This is a genomic window from Intrasporangium mesophilum (genome assembly GCF_054783095.1).
In genome coordinates, this window is sequence record NZ_BAAGRF010000008.1 from 11,417 (window position 1) to 28,304 (window position 16,888).

Annotated in this window: 19 protein-coding genes; 12 read left to right on the forward strand and 7 right to left on the reverse strand. The window is 65.1% G+C overall.

Going from position 1 to position 16,888, the window contains the following annotated elements; translation table 11 throughout:
* Positions 1–212: 212 nt before the first annotated feature.
* Both ACYVLP_RS07390 and ACYVLP_RS07395 read left to right on the forward strand, forming a co-directional pair.
* Complete coding sequence (locus ACYVLP_RS07390) at positions 213–1,490, forward strand: hypothetical protein (protein WP_460626697.1); 1,278 nt, start codon at positions 213–215, stop codon at positions 1,488–1,490.
* A gap of 65 nt (positions 1,491–1,555) precedes the next feature.
* Positions 1,556–2,074 (forward strand): hypothetical protein, encoded by a 519-nt coding sequence (locus ACYVLP_RS07395; protein ID WP_460626698.1) that lies wholly within the window; start codon positions 1,556–1,558, stop codon positions 2,072–2,074.
* A 217-nt stretch (positions 2,075–2,291) separates the two neighbouring features.
* Here the strand turns inward: ACYVLP_RS07395 and ACYVLP_RS07400 are convergent, their stop codons facing one another.
* Together ACYVLP_RS07400 and ACYVLP_RS07405 are read right to left on the reverse strand one after the other, a co-directional pair.
* Positions 2,292–2,444 carry a hypothetical protein gene (locus ACYVLP_RS07400; RefSeq protein ID WP_460626699.1) on the reverse strand — a complete coding sequence of 51 codons (153 nt, stop codon included), beginning with the start codon at positions 2,442–2,444 and terminating at the stop codon, positions 2,292–2,294.
* Between the two features lie 409 nt (positions 2,445–2,853).
* Positions 2,854–3,492 (reverse strand): hypothetical protein, encoded by a 639-nt coding sequence (locus tag ACYVLP_RS07405; RefSeq protein WP_460626700.1) that lies wholly within the window; start codon positions 3,490–3,492, stop codon positions 2,854–2,856.
* 421 nt (positions 3,493–3,913) lie between these two features.
* Here ACYVLP_RS07405 and ACYVLP_RS07410 point away from each other — a divergent pair, with 421 nt between their 5' ends.
* Positions 3,914–5,842: an ATP-binding protein gene (locus ACYVLP_RS07410; RefSeq protein WP_460626701.1), complete on the forward strand. Its 1,929-nt coding sequence runs from the start codon at positions 3,914–3,916 to the stop codon at positions 5,840–5,842.
* 88 nt (positions 5,843–5,930) lie between these two features.
* On the opposite strand, the gene ACYVLP_RS07415 is transcribed toward ACYVLP_RS07410, so the two are convergent.
* From ACYVLP_RS07415 to ACYVLP_RS07435, 5 genes are all read right to left on the reverse strand, one after another.
* Complete coding sequence (locus ACYVLP_RS07415) at positions 5,931–6,365, reverse strand: hypothetical protein (RefSeq protein WP_460626702.1); 435 nt, start codon at positions 6,363–6,365, stop codon at positions 5,931–5,933.
* The gene (locus ACYVLP_RS07420; protein ID WP_460626703.1) at positions 6,355–6,816 is read right to left on the reverse strand and encodes a hypothetical protein; all 462 of its coding nucleotides are present in this window, start codon (positions 6,814–6,816) and stop codon (positions 6,355–6,357) included. The genes ACYVLP_RS07415 and ACYVLP_RS07420 overlap by 11 nt, the downstream gene beginning before the upstream one ends.
* A gap of 104 nt (positions 6,817–6,920) precedes the next feature.
* Positions 6,921–7,331 (reverse strand): hypothetical protein, encoded by a 411-nt coding sequence (locus tag ACYVLP_RS07425; RefSeq protein WP_460626704.1) that lies wholly within the window; start codon positions 7,329–7,331, stop codon positions 6,921–6,923.
* Between the two features lie 185 nt (positions 7,332–7,516).
* Positions 7,517–9,079 carry a hypothetical protein gene (locus tag ACYVLP_RS07430; RefSeq protein ID WP_460626705.1) on the reverse strand — a complete coding sequence of 521 codons (1,563 nt, stop codon included), beginning with the start codon at positions 9,077–9,079 and terminating at the stop codon, positions 7,517–7,519.
* 165 nt (positions 9,080–9,244) lie between these two features.
* Complete coding sequence (locus tag ACYVLP_RS07435; protein ID WP_460626706.1) at positions 9,245–9,676, reverse strand: NUDIX hydrolase; 432 nt, start codon at positions 9,674–9,676, stop codon at positions 9,245–9,247.
* Between the two features lie 52 nt (positions 9,677–9,728).
* On the opposite strand from ACYVLP_RS07435, the gene ACYVLP_RS07440 reads away from it, so the two are divergent.
* The 9 genes from ACYVLP_RS07440 to ACYVLP_RS07480 all read left to right on the forward strand — a co-directional run bounded on the left by ACYVLP_RS07440 (position 9,729) and on the right by ACYVLP_RS07480 (position 16,783).
* The gene (locus tag ACYVLP_RS07440) at positions 9,729–10,505 is read left to right on the forward strand and encodes a GntR family transcriptional regulator (protein WP_460626707.1); all 777 of its coding nucleotides are present in this window, start codon (positions 9,729–9,731) and stop codon (positions 10,503–10,505) included.
* Positions 10,506–10,589: 84 nt separating this feature from the next.
* Positions 10,590–11,030: a plasmid replication, integration and excision activator gene (locus tag ACYVLP_RS07445; protein ID WP_460626708.1), complete on the forward strand. Its 441-nt coding sequence runs from the start codon at positions 10,590–10,592 to the stop codon at positions 11,028–11,030.
* Complete coding sequence (locus ACYVLP_RS07450) at positions 11,030–11,545, forward strand: hypothetical protein (protein WP_460626709.1); 516 nt, start codon at positions 11,030–11,032, stop codon at positions 11,543–11,545. Before ACYVLP_RS07445 ends, ACYVLP_RS07450 begins: the two co-directional genes overlap by 1 nt.
* Positions 11,542–13,185, forward strand: a complete 1,644-nt coding sequence (locus tag ACYVLP_RS07455; RefSeq protein WP_460626710.1) for a hypothetical protein — start codon at positions 11,542–11,544, stop codon at positions 13,183–13,185. Before ACYVLP_RS07450 ends, ACYVLP_RS07455 begins: the two co-directional genes overlap by 4 nt.
* Positions 13,182–13,562, forward strand: a complete 381-nt coding sequence (locus ACYVLP_RS07460; RefSeq protein ID WP_460626711.1) for a WhiB family transcriptional regulator — start codon at positions 13,182–13,184, stop codon at positions 13,560–13,562. Before ACYVLP_RS07455 ends, ACYVLP_RS07460 begins: the two co-directional genes overlap by 4 nt.
* A gap of 5 nt (positions 13,563–13,567) precedes the next feature.
* Complete coding sequence (locus ACYVLP_RS07465) at positions 13,568–15,094, forward strand: replication initiator (RefSeq protein ID WP_460626712.1); 1,527 nt, start codon at positions 13,568–13,570, stop codon at positions 15,092–15,094.
* Between the two features lie 36 nt (positions 15,095–15,130).
* Complete coding sequence (locus tag ACYVLP_RS07470; protein ID WP_460626713.1) at positions 15,131–15,334, forward strand: helix-turn-helix domain-containing protein; 204 nt, start codon at positions 15,131–15,133, stop codon at positions 15,332–15,334.
* Positions 15,331–16,452, forward strand: a complete 1,122-nt coding sequence (locus ACYVLP_RS07475) for a tyrosine-type recombinase/integrase (RefSeq protein WP_460626714.1) — start codon at positions 15,331–15,333, stop codon at positions 16,450–16,452. The genes ACYVLP_RS07470 and ACYVLP_RS07475 overlap by 4 nt, the downstream gene beginning before the upstream one ends.
* Positions 16,436–16,783 carry a hypothetical protein gene (locus tag ACYVLP_RS07480; RefSeq protein WP_460626715.1) on the forward strand — a complete coding sequence of 116 codons (348 nt, stop codon included), beginning with the start codon at positions 16,436–16,438 and terminating at the stop codon, positions 16,781–16,783. The genes ACYVLP_RS07475 and ACYVLP_RS07480 overlap by 17 nt, the downstream gene beginning before the upstream one ends.
* Positions 16,784–16,888: the final 105 nt, after the last annotated feature.

The following is a 16,888-nucleotide window of genomic DNA, read 5'->3' on the forward strand; positions in this document are numbered from 1 at the left end:
GCCTCGGCGAGCCCCGAGCGCGACATCGCAGCCCTCGTCGTGCGTCTCGGTTTCCGAGGGCAGTGGCGCCCAACGGCGTCGCGCCCTCGGCCCGGCTGATCGAGGGCGATCGATCACACGGGCCCGACACCGACATGGAGGGCGTTGTGAGTGGAGCAGACCGACACGGGTTCGGGGTGACGCGCGGGGGTCACCGGCCAGGCTCGCCGCGTTTGAGGATCATGTTCGCAGCGGCCGGGGCATTGGTAGCGGCTTCTTTGCTCGCGAGTGCAGGCGACGCTGTAGGTGTCCAACCCGCGCCCGGATCGGGCGGCGGGGCGCTCGTTGACGGCATCCTGACCGACCATGGCCGTGCACTGGGCGCGGCGGATGTCGTTGCGGTCGCCTGGCCGAACCAGCAGACACTTCAGGGGTTGACCGAGGGCGAAATGGTCGCGACCTACGTGATCGGCCGGACCAAGACCGATGGCGCAGGTCGGTTCAAGATCGACACCGAAACGGCGAACATCCCGGCGCAGTTCCGCGGCGAGGGTGATCTGATCGACGTTGAGCTCGTCTTCGGTGATTCGACCCGCGAGGCCCACTGGCACTACAGCGCCGCACCGGGCGCCGGCCGCGGGTGGATCCGGCGCGGTGGATCGGGCAAGGCGCCCGACTTCCGTGGCGATGTGGGAACCGCCACGGGCTATGACCTTGCTGATGACCCGGCGGCGTGGGTGGGCCCCGACGGGAAGGCGCTGGGGATATCGAAGGGGCGAGGGCAGGTGACGCTTTCGATCAGCAAGCCGGATCGATCCTTTGACCAATTGAGGCACTCTCCGTTGTCCCAGCTGCGGGCGGCCCGGGCCACAGCACACGGCAGGCTGAGCCCGGAGCAGATGCGCTCTGCTGGGGCCAACCTGACGGCCGTGCCGACGGAGATCTGTCAGTCGTACGCCGGCACCATCCATTACGGCCTGAGTGAGTACTTCCTCCGCGCGTTCGGATGGTCTGGCGCGTACGCAACAGTCATCGAGCAGGTCGGCAACGACCACACGTTGGGGATTGGGTTCAGTGCCACCGGCAGCGAAACCGGGTTCAGGGCGAGCGGGTCACAGTCGACCAATATGTCCGCCGGCGGGGAGCGCTCCGGTGTGGCCGACGCCTACGCGTGGAACAAGGTCAACTACCGCGACTACGGCGACTCGTGTAGTGCTAGCAAGACGCGCAAGCCGCTTGGGGTGTACGCACTGCTCACGAACTTCACGTACACGCCCCACCAGGTCATGCTCTCATGCACCACCTACGCGGCTGGGAAGTACACCAAGTCCCAGGGAACGAACGTCACCTACTCTTCCGGCATGGACATCGGGCCCATCAATGTCAGCGCTCAGAGCGGCTGGAACACGAACACCGAAGTCCAGTGGAGCCTGACGAAGAGAACCAAGATCTGCGGCAGCACCTCGGCAGGCTGGGTCTCCGCACCTGAGGCGTCGGCGTCCCAGGGATGACCCCGCAGGCCACGAGCCCACACCCGCCCCGGCGACGGCCCTGGCGGGTGTGGGCGCTGGTCGGCGTGGTGGTGCTCGCGACTGCTGGCGCTGGCATCGTCCTGGCAACCAATGAACGGCGTGATCATCAGGTGCACCTGACTACGCTCGCCACCGCGCCCTTCGGGGCGTCGGAGCCGTCGACCAAGGCTGGCCAGACATGGACGTTCGGTGCCATTCCTCTGTGCTTGGACCGACCCGGCAGCGCCCACATCGACAGCATCGAGGCCATCAACCCGCACGATGGCCTGCACGTCACAGACTTCGCGGCACGGCCGTTCCGGCCGGAGGGCTTCGGGGCGGAGCCTCGACCTTTGTCAACGATCGGGTTCGGTGGTAGCGCCACCGTGACCAGCGACTGCGCAGGACGGCCTGGGGGTGCTGAGCTCGCCGTCGAGCTGGTGAAGGACCATCCCGGGGACGCCCGCGCCGATGGACTGCTCCTTCGGTGGCACAGTTCGGACGCCGATGGCGTCATTTCCATCCCGTTCCACATCGTGCTCTGCCACAACTCAGATCTAGATGCTCCCGCATGCGACCCGTAGAAATCGGTGGCTCGAGTTGAACCTGCGATACCCGCTTTAGGAGTCCGACCAGGGCCGGGCTGCTGGTCGGGACCATCTGTGCCGCAACGGTTTTCATACTACTCTATATAAGCTGCTTGCGGCTGCTCTCGGCGCNCTGCTTGCGGCTGCTCTCGGCGCTGCGGGAACCTCTTGGGTACCTGAGGCAAGGCGCCGAATCCGATGCGGATGGCGCGGGTCAGACTCCCGTTGGCCAGACTTCAACGGTCGCCGCGCGGAGGTCGAGCAGCGAACCGACTGCCGGCTCCTCGTCGAGGTCAGTCACCTCGAGCTGCACGATTCCGCCGACGGTCAGTCTGACAAGGATGCACCCGTTGTCGACCTGCTCCACGCGGCCGATCAAGGGCGACGACTGGGCGAGTACTGATGTCGCCGAAGCGGAGGGCAGGGCCGAGCCAGGTCCCGCCGGTGCTAAGTCGACCTCCACGTCATATGACCGGCCGATGACGGGTGGCGCATCGCCACGCCAGGTGGCCGAGAACCGGCCCGCCGCGGTCTGGCACTCAGCTCGAAGGGGGCGGGAGTCGGAGACCTCAACAATCTGCACCAGCACAGGCGCCATTCTGTCGCAGCTCACGTTGACCACAGCTAGCCACCGAACCGATAGCGGAGCAGACCAGCGCGCCGGAGTGACCGGGTCAGGGCTGGCCGGAGGCCATCGCGCAGCGACGCGCAGCGGCCGTGACGCGGTCCGGAGGCGTGCGGACAGTGAAGCGTCGGGTCGGCGGCGGAAGGGAGCCTCAGTCGACGGCCTCGCCGACGAGCACCTGCGTCTCGGAGAGGTTCACGTACTCGAGGCCGTACTTCCGTCGGGCGTACTCCGCGAGGGCGCGGCCTGCCGCTCCCCACGCTTGGTTTGCCTCATCGATGCGAGACTCCACGCCCGGCAGTTTGGCCGTGTACTGCATCTGAAGGTCGTGCAACACCCTTCGCAGGCCTCGAGATCGCTGACCCATGTGAGCGGAAACGACATCGGAGGCGGCGAGGGTAAGCGCGTTCGTCAGTCGGACGGCTTCCGGCTCACCGATCAGCCAAACCTTGCCCGATGCTCGCGCAAGGACCTGGTCAGCTTGGACGAGTCTCTCGAAGGCAGCCTCGGGGTCTATTGGAACCATGTGCCCGCTGCGTCGGTCGCGCTTGGCCCCGCGGGACTGGACCAGCTTCACTGTCATGCGGAAGCCGTTGGCACGGTGCGACAGGAGTCGCGTGGCGGCGAGAAGTTCGATGATCGCCTCCTCTTCGCTCTTCCGCGCTGCTGCAGCGGAGTCGACCGCAATCCGTGCCTTCCGGTCGACAGACGTGTTCCAGCGTGCGATGAAGCCGCCCAGGGCCACGCCGCCCAAGCCGATAGCGGCGACTGCGAGTTCGGTCCAAGGCATGAGCGGATGGTAGGAGGGCGCACCGACATCGCCTAGTGCGCGGGGTGCGGTGGGGTGCGCGGAGGCGCCCCAGCGCCGGAGCGCGGGGTCCCCATCGCGGGGTCCCGCGCTTCTTCGCGCCGCAGGCGCGACTTGAGCCAGTGAAGAAAGTCCTCACCGACTGGCAAGGTCGTGCGATGTCCTCAACGGGCACAGGTCAGGCAAGGTCGTGCGAGGTCCTGTTTTAGGAGAAGGTCCGTCGAGCACGTCAGGTGAGCACGCGACGTGATCACTCTGGCGGCCGCGTAGCCAGTTCGGGCCGAGAGGTCCCGGTGACGACGGGTAGTTCGCCTGGCAAATGCCCGACTTCGGACGATCTGACCACACAAGCGTCGTGATGCCGTAGGGTCCAAGCTACGTAGCTGGGTGACAGGGGGCAGTCATGACGCAGGTCGCTGTAGCCGTGGGTCGAGATCACATTGTCAAGCTGATCAAGCCGACCCGACCGTTCGCAGCGCTAGTCGAGTTGGTGTCCAATGCTCTGGACGCGGATGCAACGGCCGTTCGAATCGCCCTCGATAGATCGGCGCTCGGCGGCGTGCATCGCGTTCGGGTCACTGACAATGGCACCGGGGTTTCATACGTTGCACTAAAGACCCTCTTTGGACAGTTGGGAGGCTCGTGGAAGACTGCGGGCAGTCGGCAAACCGAATCCGGAAGGCAGTTGTTCGGTAGGGAGGGCCAAGGACGGTTCAGGGCTTACGCACTGGGTCACGAGGTGACATGGACGAGCGTCGCAGATGATCCGACAGGTAGAGTCAAATTCACCGTGGTTGGCTCCTCGGCGACGCCCGAGACGTTCGATGTTTCAGAACCGCAGCCCACTAGACTGGAAACAGGGTGCGTGGTCGAGTGCATAGCGGGCGATGCGTCCATGGGCAGCCTGCTCGCCGAGGACGTTCGCGACCGGCTTGCGAACAAGTACGCGGGGTACCTGTTCAAGCACAGAGACGTGACCATCGAATTCGACGGGCAACCGATCAGCCTGGATGACGACGGCGCGGTAGATGAGCGCGTGGTTCACAACGTCCATGTCCCCGGGGAGCTCGAGGCTGTACATGTGGAGATCATAGAGTGGCGTACTGCGGTTCCTCGGTCAATGATTCTCTTCGGTGCCGACCCAGCCAAACCATTAGCGGAGATGAGCCCCGGGATCCACGCTCCAGGATTCAACTTCAGCGTCGCCGTTTCCTCGCCTGCATTCGATGACGACGATGCCGAGCTGGCGGACATGGGCCATGTGCGCTTTCAGCCGATAATAGATGCGGTCAGGGCTGATCTGAGGGAGTATTTCCAGCAGCGCCAGGACAAGAAGACGCGTCAGTTGGTTGAGAACTGGAAGGCGACGGATGTCTACCCCTATCCGGAAGACCCAGCGGACGAAATCGAGGCTGCTTCCCGAGAACTCTTCAATGTAGTTGCCGTAACCGCATCATCGGGAATCGCTGGGGACGCGTCATCGCAGCGTCTTTCCCTGCGACTCCTCAAGGAAGCACTGGAAACGGCTCCTACAAACCTTCGACGTGTTCTCTCAGAGGTGCTAGACCTACCTCCAAGTGATGTCGACGACTTGGCCGCCGTGCTGGAACAGACTTCGTTGTCCTCGATAATTTCTACGTCCCGAACGATCTCAGATCGACTCACATTCCTTAGAAGTCTCGACGTGCTCCTTTTCGACGAGGACATTAAAGAATCCGTTCTTGAACGGAGTCAACTCCACAGGATGTTGGCTGCTGAACCATGGGTGTTCGGCGAACAGTATGCGCTAGGCGTTGATGACAAAGGCATCGCTGAGGTTCTGAAGCGACACTTGGAACATCTTGGTCGTACGACGACCAACCTCGCTCACATTGAGATCGAAGATCGAAAGACGGCAATTGTCGACCTGATGCTGACAAAGACGGTGGAGGACACCCAGAAGCAGCGGCACCTGGTTGTCGAATTGAAGCGTCCGGATTGTACAATCGGCTACAAGGAGCGACAGCAGATTGAAGCATACGCGATGGCTGTTGCTGGGGACGAACGCTTCCGCGACGCTGAAACTGGTTGGGACTTTGTCTTGGTGGCCAACCGGGTAAGTCGGGACATTGCAAAGTTGGCAACGAAGCGGAACCAGCCACCTGGACTAATTCATGATGACCCAGATATGGACCTACGCATCTGGATTCGTCATTGGGGCGGGATTCTAGAGGATCGGCGGCGGGCCCTCCATTTCGCTAAGGCCCAGCTAGATCTGGATCCCGACAAGGAAGAGGCGCTTACGGCCCTCCGCCAGAAGTACCCGCAGTTCCTTCCTGACTCACTCAATTAGGCAACAAGGCGCCGATGGACAGGCGCCGCGCCCAGTTACACCGAGACTGCCGGATATGAACCGGGATGCCGACGACGACACACGCTCGTCATAGGTCGTCGTATTCGTCGCCCTCAGTGGAAAGGGCCAGATCTCCCCGCTTGACATAAGACTCTTGTTCACTGAGTTCGGCCCGAAGGCTGGAACCAGACTCAATGTCGAGTGTCTCAGTTCGCGTTGGCGTCCCGCTGAGGCTAGTAGAGAGTGCAAGTATCCCAGGCGTTCCCTTGATAGTGCGGAACGTTCGAGCCACCGAAAGATGTGGACCGTCCACCCGCACAACCTTGACGACGGTCTTCGGTACTTCGACAGTACCAAGCACCGCACCGGTATCTGGGTCGGTGACGTCCACTCCATTCTGATTGAGAATGACGAACTTCATCCCCACCTCGACGCCATCTTCGCCGCCGATGTTGAGGATTAGCTCGCGCTTGCTCAGAATGGCAGCAACTTTGCCTCTGATCCTCTCATCCTCATTCAGCATCTAAATCGGAGCTCCTCTCGGCTTTCTGCACGGCCTCGGGATGGAATATGCGCCAGTCTTCGACCGCGTCCAGGTAACCCTCTTCGATATAGCTCAGGTGCACGCTAAGTTGGCCCAATGCTAGGCGCAATTGCTCGGCTTTCACGTTGTTGGCGCTCTGGAGGGTCTCGATCGCCGTCCGCGCCGCCTCGGCCCGCTGGGCCAGGCCTACCAGTCGCCCTACTGACCGTTGAGCGAGACCGGGATCTGCCTTGCCGTCTCCACTGAACGCCCATGCCGAGGCAAGTTGGGCGAGTATGGCTAGAAAGGCAATAAGCGCCTGGGTGCTCGCGCCGGGCGGCTCGGTCTCGTTGCCCAGGAAGGCTAGTAGGACTGTCAGGCCCCCGCCGATGACGGCGAGGAGCCCACCGAGCCTCTGGCGCGTCCGCAGTCGACCCCACCATGCTCGCATGCATGCTCCCCTCTCCCTGTGGTCGCAGGGTACCGAACGGCATGACGGCCCGGCGGGGAACAGCCCAGGAGTCTGGCCCAGAACCCGTAGTGCTGAAGAGTGCTCTACCTGCTGCGGACCCGGCGGTCTACATCGCGGATAAAGCTGTCTGCGGCGCCTAAGAGCATAGAAAGCGAAGTCCCGTCCACATGAATAACGTCATCGGTAAGCCCAACTTTTGCATCTCGGACCTTCTGACGATCCTTGCGGTTCCTTTGGCGCCTCGTGAGCGAGCCCAAGCCGTGAGCAATGGCATTGCGAACGACAATCGCCGCATCAATTTTGCTCCATGAGGAACAATCACCTAGTGGCACAAGGTGATAGTCGCGGAACGCGGTCTTCCGCGTGTCCCACGTATTCTCCGCCTCCTCTTCCGCGGCCTTGATGAGGTTTCTGATCATTTGGTCCGTGTCGACAGTTCTGGTTTGAAACAGATCTGACGAAAGTGAGTCGACATATGCCTCAACGATGCTCACTTGCCGAAGGTACGTTCCCTGTGAGCGAATCTGGTCTCCCCCTCGCCATCGGAGGCGAAGATGGCCGGAGCCTGAGCTGATACGGCCAACGGCTGCGGTGACCGGAGCATGAATGAATTCAGCATGTGTCTCATGTAGCAGGCGAAGGGCGGATTCAGTGACGTCCAGTGGGACACTCAAGCGGCTCATTCTGGGATTGCTCCCAGGAGGATCTTATGCAGGGTGGTCCTGTCGCCCCAAGCATTTGCGATCAACTTCGTGGCGTCCTCGCCCTTACGGCCCGCGACTTCGGAGATTGCGTCCGCGTAGACTGTGAGCAACGCTTGAGGCGCGTCCTCAGCGTCGGCCACAATCTCGGTGATGTCGAGGAAGCCTGCTCGGCCCAGCCCGCTTGAGCAATAACTGCGAACAACTGAGTCCCGCGTCTCACGGCGTTCAGAAATAACCCAGTCGCGGCGGGCGGCACCGGCGTTTCCATCTAGAAGTCCCAGCGTGGACATCGTTCCCGTGATCCATACACGTTGCCAGTCATTCAGGGAAGGTGCCGCGATCACCTCATCGAAGAACTCATCAAGACCCAGTTCATCGCCTGTAAGGGACGTCACATACTTGCAGATCGATGGCGTCAGTGACGGGGCAAAAATGAGGAGCTTGATGAGGTGCGTGACCGCTCGCTCATCGTCAGCGTTAGAAAGTGCGCCCAAAGCTCTACGTAGCCTTCGCACATCCTCCGTCTTGATGTTACGGAGGCGTATTGCGTCAGGGTCCTCGATGTTTGCGTCTGAGGACGCGCTCGCGAGGAGCTGAAACGCCCCGTCTTCATCGTCATCGAAGTCGTCCGTGTAGTCGCCCACGATCGTTTCGACCTCATCAGGAATGAACTTCTCGAGTTCCTCTGAAGGTCCAAGGGCTAACGTGTCGATCAGGTAGTTTGTCATTCCATAGGTCAGCGTCTTGAACTCGCTAATCACTAGACCATTGGCTCTGCTGGCTTCGTCTAGCACTTCAATGGCTCGAAGTGCGTCCTCGTATGTGCGAGTGGCGATGCGGAAGTCGTCGTTGAAGCGCCACGCTTCGAGCCCGCGGCGCACGATCTGCCGGTGCACCCGCTCGATATACACCTCCGACAGCCAATCGGACGGTTCAAGCAATTGCGGAAGACCATAAGATCTCCCTTGCGTCTCGCGTAGCAGCTCGACCAAGGCACTGGTGGCTTCGAAGTCAGCCCCATGGTTAAGAAGCTCTTCCTTAAGGATGCCGTGGTCGACGAACTGGTAAAAGGCTGTGATATCGGACTTGACGACGTACTTTAGGGGCGATTCCAGAAAGTGAAAGAACTTGTCCGTGTCATCATCGCTGTCTGGGTTCTCCTCCTGCTGAAGTTCAAAGCTCCTGTGTACGGGGGCTTTGACGAACGAGACGTACGCTTCAGGAGACCGATCGGGTTTCTCGAACGGCTTCATCGCGATCTCCGAGAGCGCCCTGTAGAGGATCCTCTCGAGGGGACCCCAGTATGGGATGGGGCGGACGCCGTGCCCGGGCTTCCTAGCGATGAGTTCCACCTGGGGTGTCGGTAGAAAGCCGTTCCTCAAGATGCCGACGAAGTTCCGGTCCACCTCAGACGCTTTCGCGGAGAGCCGATCCCAACCCGGCTCGCCTGGAACGAGGTTTCGAGTCGCTGCGGCCTCATCCTTGACTGCGTTGGAGATCTTAAGTTGCTTGATCAGTGCGGGCGACAGTGGTTCCACGTACCTCTCCTAGCGGACTGGGGCTCACGAACCGGAAGCGCTGTGGCGTGGGCTCATGCGGACATTGAACCAGCGACGTTAGGCGCCGTGGCAGGATGTTCGGGCGTGCTCAGGGCAGACCCTGTCGCACGATCAGCATCCTAGGCGGAAAGGATGGCTGTGGTTCTAGGAAAGCAGAGAGTGGCCGTCGTGGCTTCGAACTTTGGTACGGTCTTCGTCTAGCGCATCGGTGATTCGTGCGCCGTAGGCGGGGGTGAGCAGTAGCGGGACACTTGATAGTGGGTGCCACCGGATCAGCTCTGCTTCCTGAGTGTGTTCGCGCGGAGCCGTCGACAAGCGGCCGCGAAACACGAGAGCCACAATTCCTCGCTTCATGTTCTTGTAGACACCGGTGAGCGGGCCGACCTCGATCTCGGCGCCTGTCTCCTCGCGGACTTCGCGGCGAAGGCCGTCTTCGATCGTCTCCTCCAGCTCGAGGACGCCGCCCGGCGGCTCCCAGTTGCCGTTGTCGCGGCGCTTTATGAGCAGGACGTTCTCGCCGCTCTCGTCGAAGATCGCGGCTGCAACGCTCACTGAGTGGCGTGGTGTCTCTGTCACCGGCTTGCCTCCATCTGTCAGAGTGTAGGCAGTACGGACGTCTGGAGGAGTGATGCTGGACCTAGGCCAGGTCGACAAGACCTCGGACACTCCTGCGTTCAAGCAGATAGCCGAGGCGCTACGCGAGAGCATCGGGACTGGCCGGATCGGGCCAGGGGAGAAGGTGCCGTCCGAAGCGCAGTTGATGGAGCACTTCGGTGTTGCCCGCATGACGGTGCGCCAGGCACTGGGGGAGTTGCGGTCGGAGGGTCTGCTGGTTGCGGAGCATGGCCGGGGCGTGTTCGTGCGCGAGCGTCCCGTGGTCCGCCGCGTGGCGTCGGACAGGTTCGCTCGTCGGCACCGCGAGGCTGGACAGGCGGCATTCATCGCCGAGGCTCAGGGTGTGGGATCGCCGTCCGTCGACGAGATCGAGGTCGGGTCTGAGGCTCCGCCCCTCGACATTCGTGAGGCGCTGAGACTCCAGGCGCGGGCGAGGGTCGTCGCTCGGCGTCGCCGCTACCTGATGGATGGGCAGCCGGTCGAGCTCGCGGCCTCGTACGTGCCGTCTTCGATCGCGAAGGGAACGCAGATCGAGGAAGTCGACACTGGGCCTGGTGGCATCTATGCGCGGATCGAAGACGCCGGCCACACACTGGCCGAGTTCTCAGAAGAGGTCGCCGCTCGGATGCCCGCGCCCGAGGAGCGGCGCCGGCTGCGGCTCCCAGCGGGGACGCCGGTCCTTACTGTGCGCCGGATCGCCTTTGACAGCAACGGGGTTCCGGTGGAGTTGACCGACACGGTCAAGGCGGCTCCGAGCTACGTCCTGGAGTACCGGTTCCCGGCGAACTGAGTTTGCTGTTGCCGCTTGTCTAGAGGAGTGCTTCACTGGTCTCGCTAGGGCAACTGCTCTAGGTGACTAGAGAAGGAGACTTCCATGGCGATGCAGAAGCGGTTCAGGGTCGGGTTCGGGGACGTGTTCCCGCACGGGGCGTTCCTGAAGCAGGGTCCGAACGGGCCGGTCGAGCCGGTGCTCGACTTCAACGCGGACAAGCGCCCGGACGGGTCGCGTCCGCAGCAGGTCGACGCCGAGTCGGGGCTGTTGGTGTGGCAGGTGGTCGTGCTGGACGCGGACGAGCAGGCGGGCAAGCGGGAGACCGCGGTGACGGTGAAGTTGCTGGCGAAGGTGCAGCCGGTGCCGCCGGAGAACAAGACGCCGTTCCCGTGGACGCCGGTCGAGTTCGTCGGGCTGACGGCGCTGCCGTACGTGGAGGAGACCTCGATGGGCCGGGGTCGGATAGCGTGGTCGTTCCGGGCCGAGTCGATGATCGCCCCCGGTACCTCGGGTGCTGGAAACCAGGCAAAGGGCGCGGCCTGATGCGCCCGGTTCACGACCGCCTCGGGTCCAGGACGGACGACGAGGGGGACACCCGCGATGAGCGGCGGGACTGGCCCGCGCTCGACCTGGTCTTGGTTGCTCAGGTGTCGGTGCTGCTGGCCGCGATCATTGGCCCGCTGCCGCTGCTGTCGGTGCAGGTCGACCGCTCGCAGGTCAGGCCGCGACGTGGGGAAGCCGTGGGGCCGGTGGCGATCGTCGAGGTGCGGGCGCACTGCTCCGATGATCTGGTCGCTTCTGAGGCCGCCGCGCTACTGGGGCTGACTGCAAGCGGGACCCGCACGTTCCCGGCCTTGTACGCCGACGTCGTGTTCGTCGAGTCGTCCTGGTCGGGCTGGCTCACCCCGCCCGAGGCTTCCCGGCTCGCCGCGCCTGTCGCTGTCACGGTGCTCGGATCTCACGACGAGCCAACGCGCCCAAGCGTGCTCGACTCCGGGGCCAGCGAGGCGGACACGGCGGCCGTCGCGCCCTTGGGACCGGAGGGGGTGGCCTCGTGACGACCACTGCACGGTTTCCCGCATCGGGAGTCGCCCTGGCTGTCCCACGCACGCTCTGCGCGATCGTCTGGGGTGTCCTGGTGTGGACCTGGCGGCACACCGGCTGGGTCGTTACCGTCGCCACCGTCGGCGTGGCGGTCAGGCTGTTCCCGAAGGGTCAGGCCCTGGCGATCGAGCTGCTGGTCATCGCGTGGTGGGCGCCCGCGCTCGTCTCGGTCGTGTGGGGCCGGTGGTGGCCGGTCTCGTACGCCCGCATCGTCGCCGGGCCGTCCGCTCGCCTGGGGTGGATGGTGTGGGCTCGTCGCCGTTGGGCGCATCTGGCGCGGGAGTGCAACCTGTCGGTGTACCGGGACCGACCGCGGCCGCTGCTGGGCCGGGTTGTTGACACGTTCACGTCACACCCGGCACCGGTCGCCGAGCGCAAGGAGTGGGTCCATCCGCGGCTGTGCTCGGCCACGGCTCGCGGCGTCACATTGACGATGACCGTGCGCACCCGAACGGGTCAGACGGTGGACGACCTCGAGAAGGCCGCTCCGGCCCTCGCGGCCGCGGCGAACGCGCGCTCGTTCCGGTTCCGCGCACTGTCGCCGTCGACGGTCGAGTACGTGCTGGTCATGGCCGACCGACTCGACCAGACCAGTGAGGCCGTCGCCCCGACGGGCGTGCGCATCGACGCGGTGCCGGTGGGACGCCGCCAGGACGGCACGGCGTGGGTCCTTCCGGTCACGGGGAGGCACACCCTCGTCGTCGGGTGCTCCGGCTCGGGGAAGGGCTCGATCTTCTGGGGCGTCTGCGGCGGCCTCGCACCGGCGGTATCGGTCGGGCTGGTCCGGCTCTGGGGTGTCGACCTCAAGCGGGGTGTCGAGGTCGGCATGGGCCGGGGCCTGTTCGCCGAGGTCGCCACCACGCCCGCCGAGGCGGTCGACGTCCTGACCCGGCTCCTGGCGGTGGTCGACGAGCGCGGACGTCGGATGGCCGGCACGTCCCGGCTCCACACGCCGACACCCACAGAGCCGCTGCACGTGCTCGCGATCGACGAGCTGGCCGTCCTGACCGCCTACAGCGACTCCGACACTCGCAAGGAGGCCTCCCGGCTGCTCGCCGAGGTCCTCACCCAGGGCCGCGCCCTCGGCGTCGTCGTCCTGGCGTGCGTGCAGGACCCGCGCAAGGAGGTTGTCGGGCTCCGGGGGCTGTTCACCCAGACCGTGGCGCTGCGGCTGCGGACCGCGGACGAGACCCGGATGGTCCTCGGTGAGGGTGCCGCTGCCACTGCTCCCGCGCACCGGATCTCACCCGCGGCTCCGGGCACGGCTTGGGTGATCGAGGAGGACGGCAGCGCTGATCGAGTGCGGGCCGACTTTTGGCCTGACCACCTCGTCCAGGCGGTCGCCACCCGGCACCCGGCGCCGCGTCCGGTCAACGACGAGATGGAAGGGCCTGCCTCGCCGGAGAACCTGGGGTATATCGAGGCCGTCCCGTTCGTGCCTGCATCCGGCGGTGACTCGGCCGACTCGTTGGCCGGGGTTCGTGCTCGTCGCCCAAGGGCTCCACGCAAGCCCCGACAGCCTCGCACCCAAACGGCGTCGGTGGCTTCGCCGAGTGATTCATCTGAGTCTGTCCTGGGCGGTGATGCGGCATGATCCAGCCTCCCCGATCTCTGCAGCCGTGGGGTCGCGTCCGCCGGTGGGTCGACCGCACCGGAGGCCCGACCCTCGCGCAGCTCGACATGGACGAGTGGCACCACGACGGCCTGTGCCGGCAGCATCCGGCGAAGTGGTGGCTGTCGGACTACTCAGGCGACAACGACCGCGCGATTTCGGTCTGCCAGGAGTGCCCGGTCCGCCTACTGTGCCTCGCCTCGGCGCTGGTGTACGGCGACGAGTGGGTGATCTACGGAGGCACCACCCGTGAGGAACGCCTCGCGCTGACCCGGCGGCTCCGCCGCGGCGACGCCCTCGGTGACGTCCTCGCAGACGCGCTCTCAAGCGATCACAGGGATGGGCTCGGGGCAGCGTGATGGAGGTGAGGACGGACCGGCACAGCTCGGCAATCCAAGGCGCCCCCTTCCCGGGGTTCGCGGAGGATGCCGGGCTGGGCCTGGCTGCCCTCACCCCGCGCGTCGAGGCCGAGATCGTCCAACGGCTCACCTCACCCGACTTCGACGCCTGGGCCGAAGCCGCGGCACGGGTGGGTCACTGCGCCAAGCCGATCCGCCTGCGCGGGTCCTCGACAACCGTCGACGGGCGAACCGGGGAAGTGCTCTCGACCTTCTCCTCGGCCGACGCGCCGCTCGGTGTGCTGCACGTGCGGTGCGGGAACCGTCGCGCGTCGGAGTGCCCGTCCTGCTCCCGCGTCTATGCCGCGGACACGTTCCACCTGATCCGCTCCGGGGTAGCCGGGGGCAAGGGCGTGCCCGAGCACGTCGCAGACAACCCGCTGGTGTTCGCTACGGTCACCGCCCCGTCGTTCGGGCTCGTCCACGGCACCCGAAACGGACGCAAGTGCCGGCCGTTCACCCCCAAGGAAACTGCCGGTGTGTGCGAGCATGGCAGGCCGACCGTCTGCCACGCCAGCCACAGCGACGGCGACCCGCTGCTGGGCCAGCCACTTTGCCCTGAGTGCTACGACTACCTCGGGCACCTCGTCTGGCAGTGGTGGGCGCCCGAACTGTGGCGCCGGTTCACCATCGCCCTCCGCCGCGCGATGGCCCACACCCTCGGCGTCCGCGAGTCCCGGTTGGGCGACGTCGTCACGGTCCAGTACGCCAAGGTCGCCGAGTACCAGCTGCGTGGGCTGATCCACTTCCACGCCCTGATCCGCCTGGACGGACCCAAGAACAAGAACGGGTTCGCTCCGGCACCCGAGGGTGCCACCGCCGCGCTGCTCGCTGCCCTGATTGAGCACGCCGTCGTCGCGGTCACGTACGACGCGCCACGGCTGTATGAGGGCGACGCGGTCCGGACGCTGCGGTTCGGGGCTCAGGTCGACGTACGACCGATCAAGACAAGGCACCGAACCGACGACCCCGAGCGGCAGCTTGCGCCCGAGCAGGTCGCGGGCTACCTCGCCAAGTACGCCACCAAGTCAGCGACGGACACCGTCAACGAGGGCAACCCCCACTGGCGACGGCTGCGTGTCACCCTCGGCCAGGTCGCCGACCGGATCGACGCCGAGGCCCAAACCGACGGGCTCCCGCTGCGGGACCACCCGTACGGGCTGCTGCGCAAGTGGCAGCACATGCAAGGCTTTCGCGGCCACTTCTCGTCCAAGTCCCGCCGCTACAGCGTGACCCTCGGAAGGCTCCGCCGCGCCCGCACGAGGTTCCAGCGCCGCCTCGCCGAGGCCAACCGCAAGGGCGTGACCCTCGACGTGCGTGACGTCGACGACCTGCTCGCCGACGACCTGGAGGAGACCACCCTCGTCATCGGCCAGTGGTCGTACGCCGGGTCCGGCTGGGACACCGACGGCGATGCCGAACTCGCCAAGGCAGCCGCCGCACGCGCCCGCGAGTATGCCCAATGGCGAGCCACTACCAAGACGAATTCGTAACCAATGCAAGGCAATCGAGAGAAGGGAAGAAGGGCCATGAATGACAAGCGGAACGAGATCCAAGCACCGGTGCTGCTCAAGGCGGCTGAGGCTGCCGAGTGGTGCCGCATCACGGTGGGCACTCTGAACCACCTGCGGATCCACGGTCGGTTCGCTCCCGCGATCCGGGTCGGTCGGCGGTGCTTCTGGACGCCGGAAGGTCTGAACGAGTGGCTGGAGTCGCAGCGGGAGTCCGCGTGATCCAGAAGCGGCCCAACGGGAAGTGGCGCGTCCAGGTCAAGCACCGGGGCCGCGTCGTCGCTGACAGGACGTTCGAACGTCGCGGGGACGCGATCCGGTGGGAGATGGAGCAGAAGCGCCTGCTGCTGTCCGGAGAGTTCGTGTCGCCTGCCGCGGGCCGCATCACGGTCTCCGAGCTGGCCGCCGAGTACGAGGAGGCGCGCAAGGGCCACGTATCGGTCCGGGCATGGGAGTCGGACGAGAGTGCGTTGCGGGTGCACATCGTGCCGGCCTTCGGGAAGCTGCCGATCTCGTCGATCTCCGAGGTTCAGGTCGAGCGGTTCCTGACCAGCCTCGCCGTGTCGCGCTCGGTTCGCACGGCGGCACGGGTTCGGACGACGCTGCGCGGGCTGTTCCGGTATGCCGTCCGCACGCGTCGCCTCCGGAAGTCACCTGCCGAGGACGTCCCGTTGCCGCACCCCGACTCGAGGACGGGAAAGGTGGTCGAGGTCGACCCGTTCCCGATCGACGTCCTGCTCGCCGTGGTGGAGAAGCAGCGTGGGACGGCGGGCCGATACGCAGACCTGACTCTCGTCCTGGGTCTGACCGGCGTTCGCTTCGGCGAGCTGCGCGGGCTTCGCGTCCGTGACGTCGTCGCTGTGCCGTATCCCGGCCTGGTCGTCAAGCGGTCGCTGCCACAGTCGGGGAGGACCGGCGCGGTCATCGAGCGGGCCACCACCAAGAGCGGACGGTCCCGGCTCGTCCCGCTCACCGACCGTGTGCGCCCGGTCGTCGAGTCCTGGGCGTCGGGTCGTGAGCCGGACGACCTGCTCTTCCCGGCCCCGGAGGGCGGCTACCTGCACGCCCAGAACTGGCGGCGAGCAGTCCGGTGGACGACCACAGGCCTGGGCAGGCGTCCACACGACCTGCGGCATACGGCGGCGAGTCTGTGGATCGCGGCGGGCGTTGACATCAAGACGGTGTCGGCATGGCTGGGTCACTCGACCGCGAAGCTCACGCTCGACACCTACGGCCACCTGATGGGGACCGACGCGGATCGCGCCGCCGTGATGCGAGTAAACCGAGCGCTTCGAGACCGAGGCACAAGCAAGGATCAGGGCCATGGATCCCAGGGATAGGTGGCTGTTCGACGGGCGTCACTCTGCCGTTACGCGCTTCTCCGACGTCTCATCGCGGGACGGATATGGGTGGGAGCTGTCGGATGTCGGGCCAGGTGCCGGTCGAGGTCTGGTGTGCGAAGCGTTCTACGACGACTCGTTGCAGGCGTTCACGTTCACGGCTGCCGTGACGTCGGCGCTGCCCTTCGCCCTGATCCACCAGTTCGTCACTGAGGCGGCCCAGGACATCGGGCCGACACCCGAGTGGAACGCCGACGGGCACCCCACGGGTACCCGGCAGGGGAGCGACCCCCAAAAGGACGAGGACGGCGAGGCCGAAAGTGGCCGATGACCTGCGGAAACGGGTTGGTGCCCCTGTTGACCTCCGGCTGATGGTTGACAGTTCGATGCCGGTTGATCCTTGACACTCGAATCTGTTCAGTTTGCCGTGTTCCTT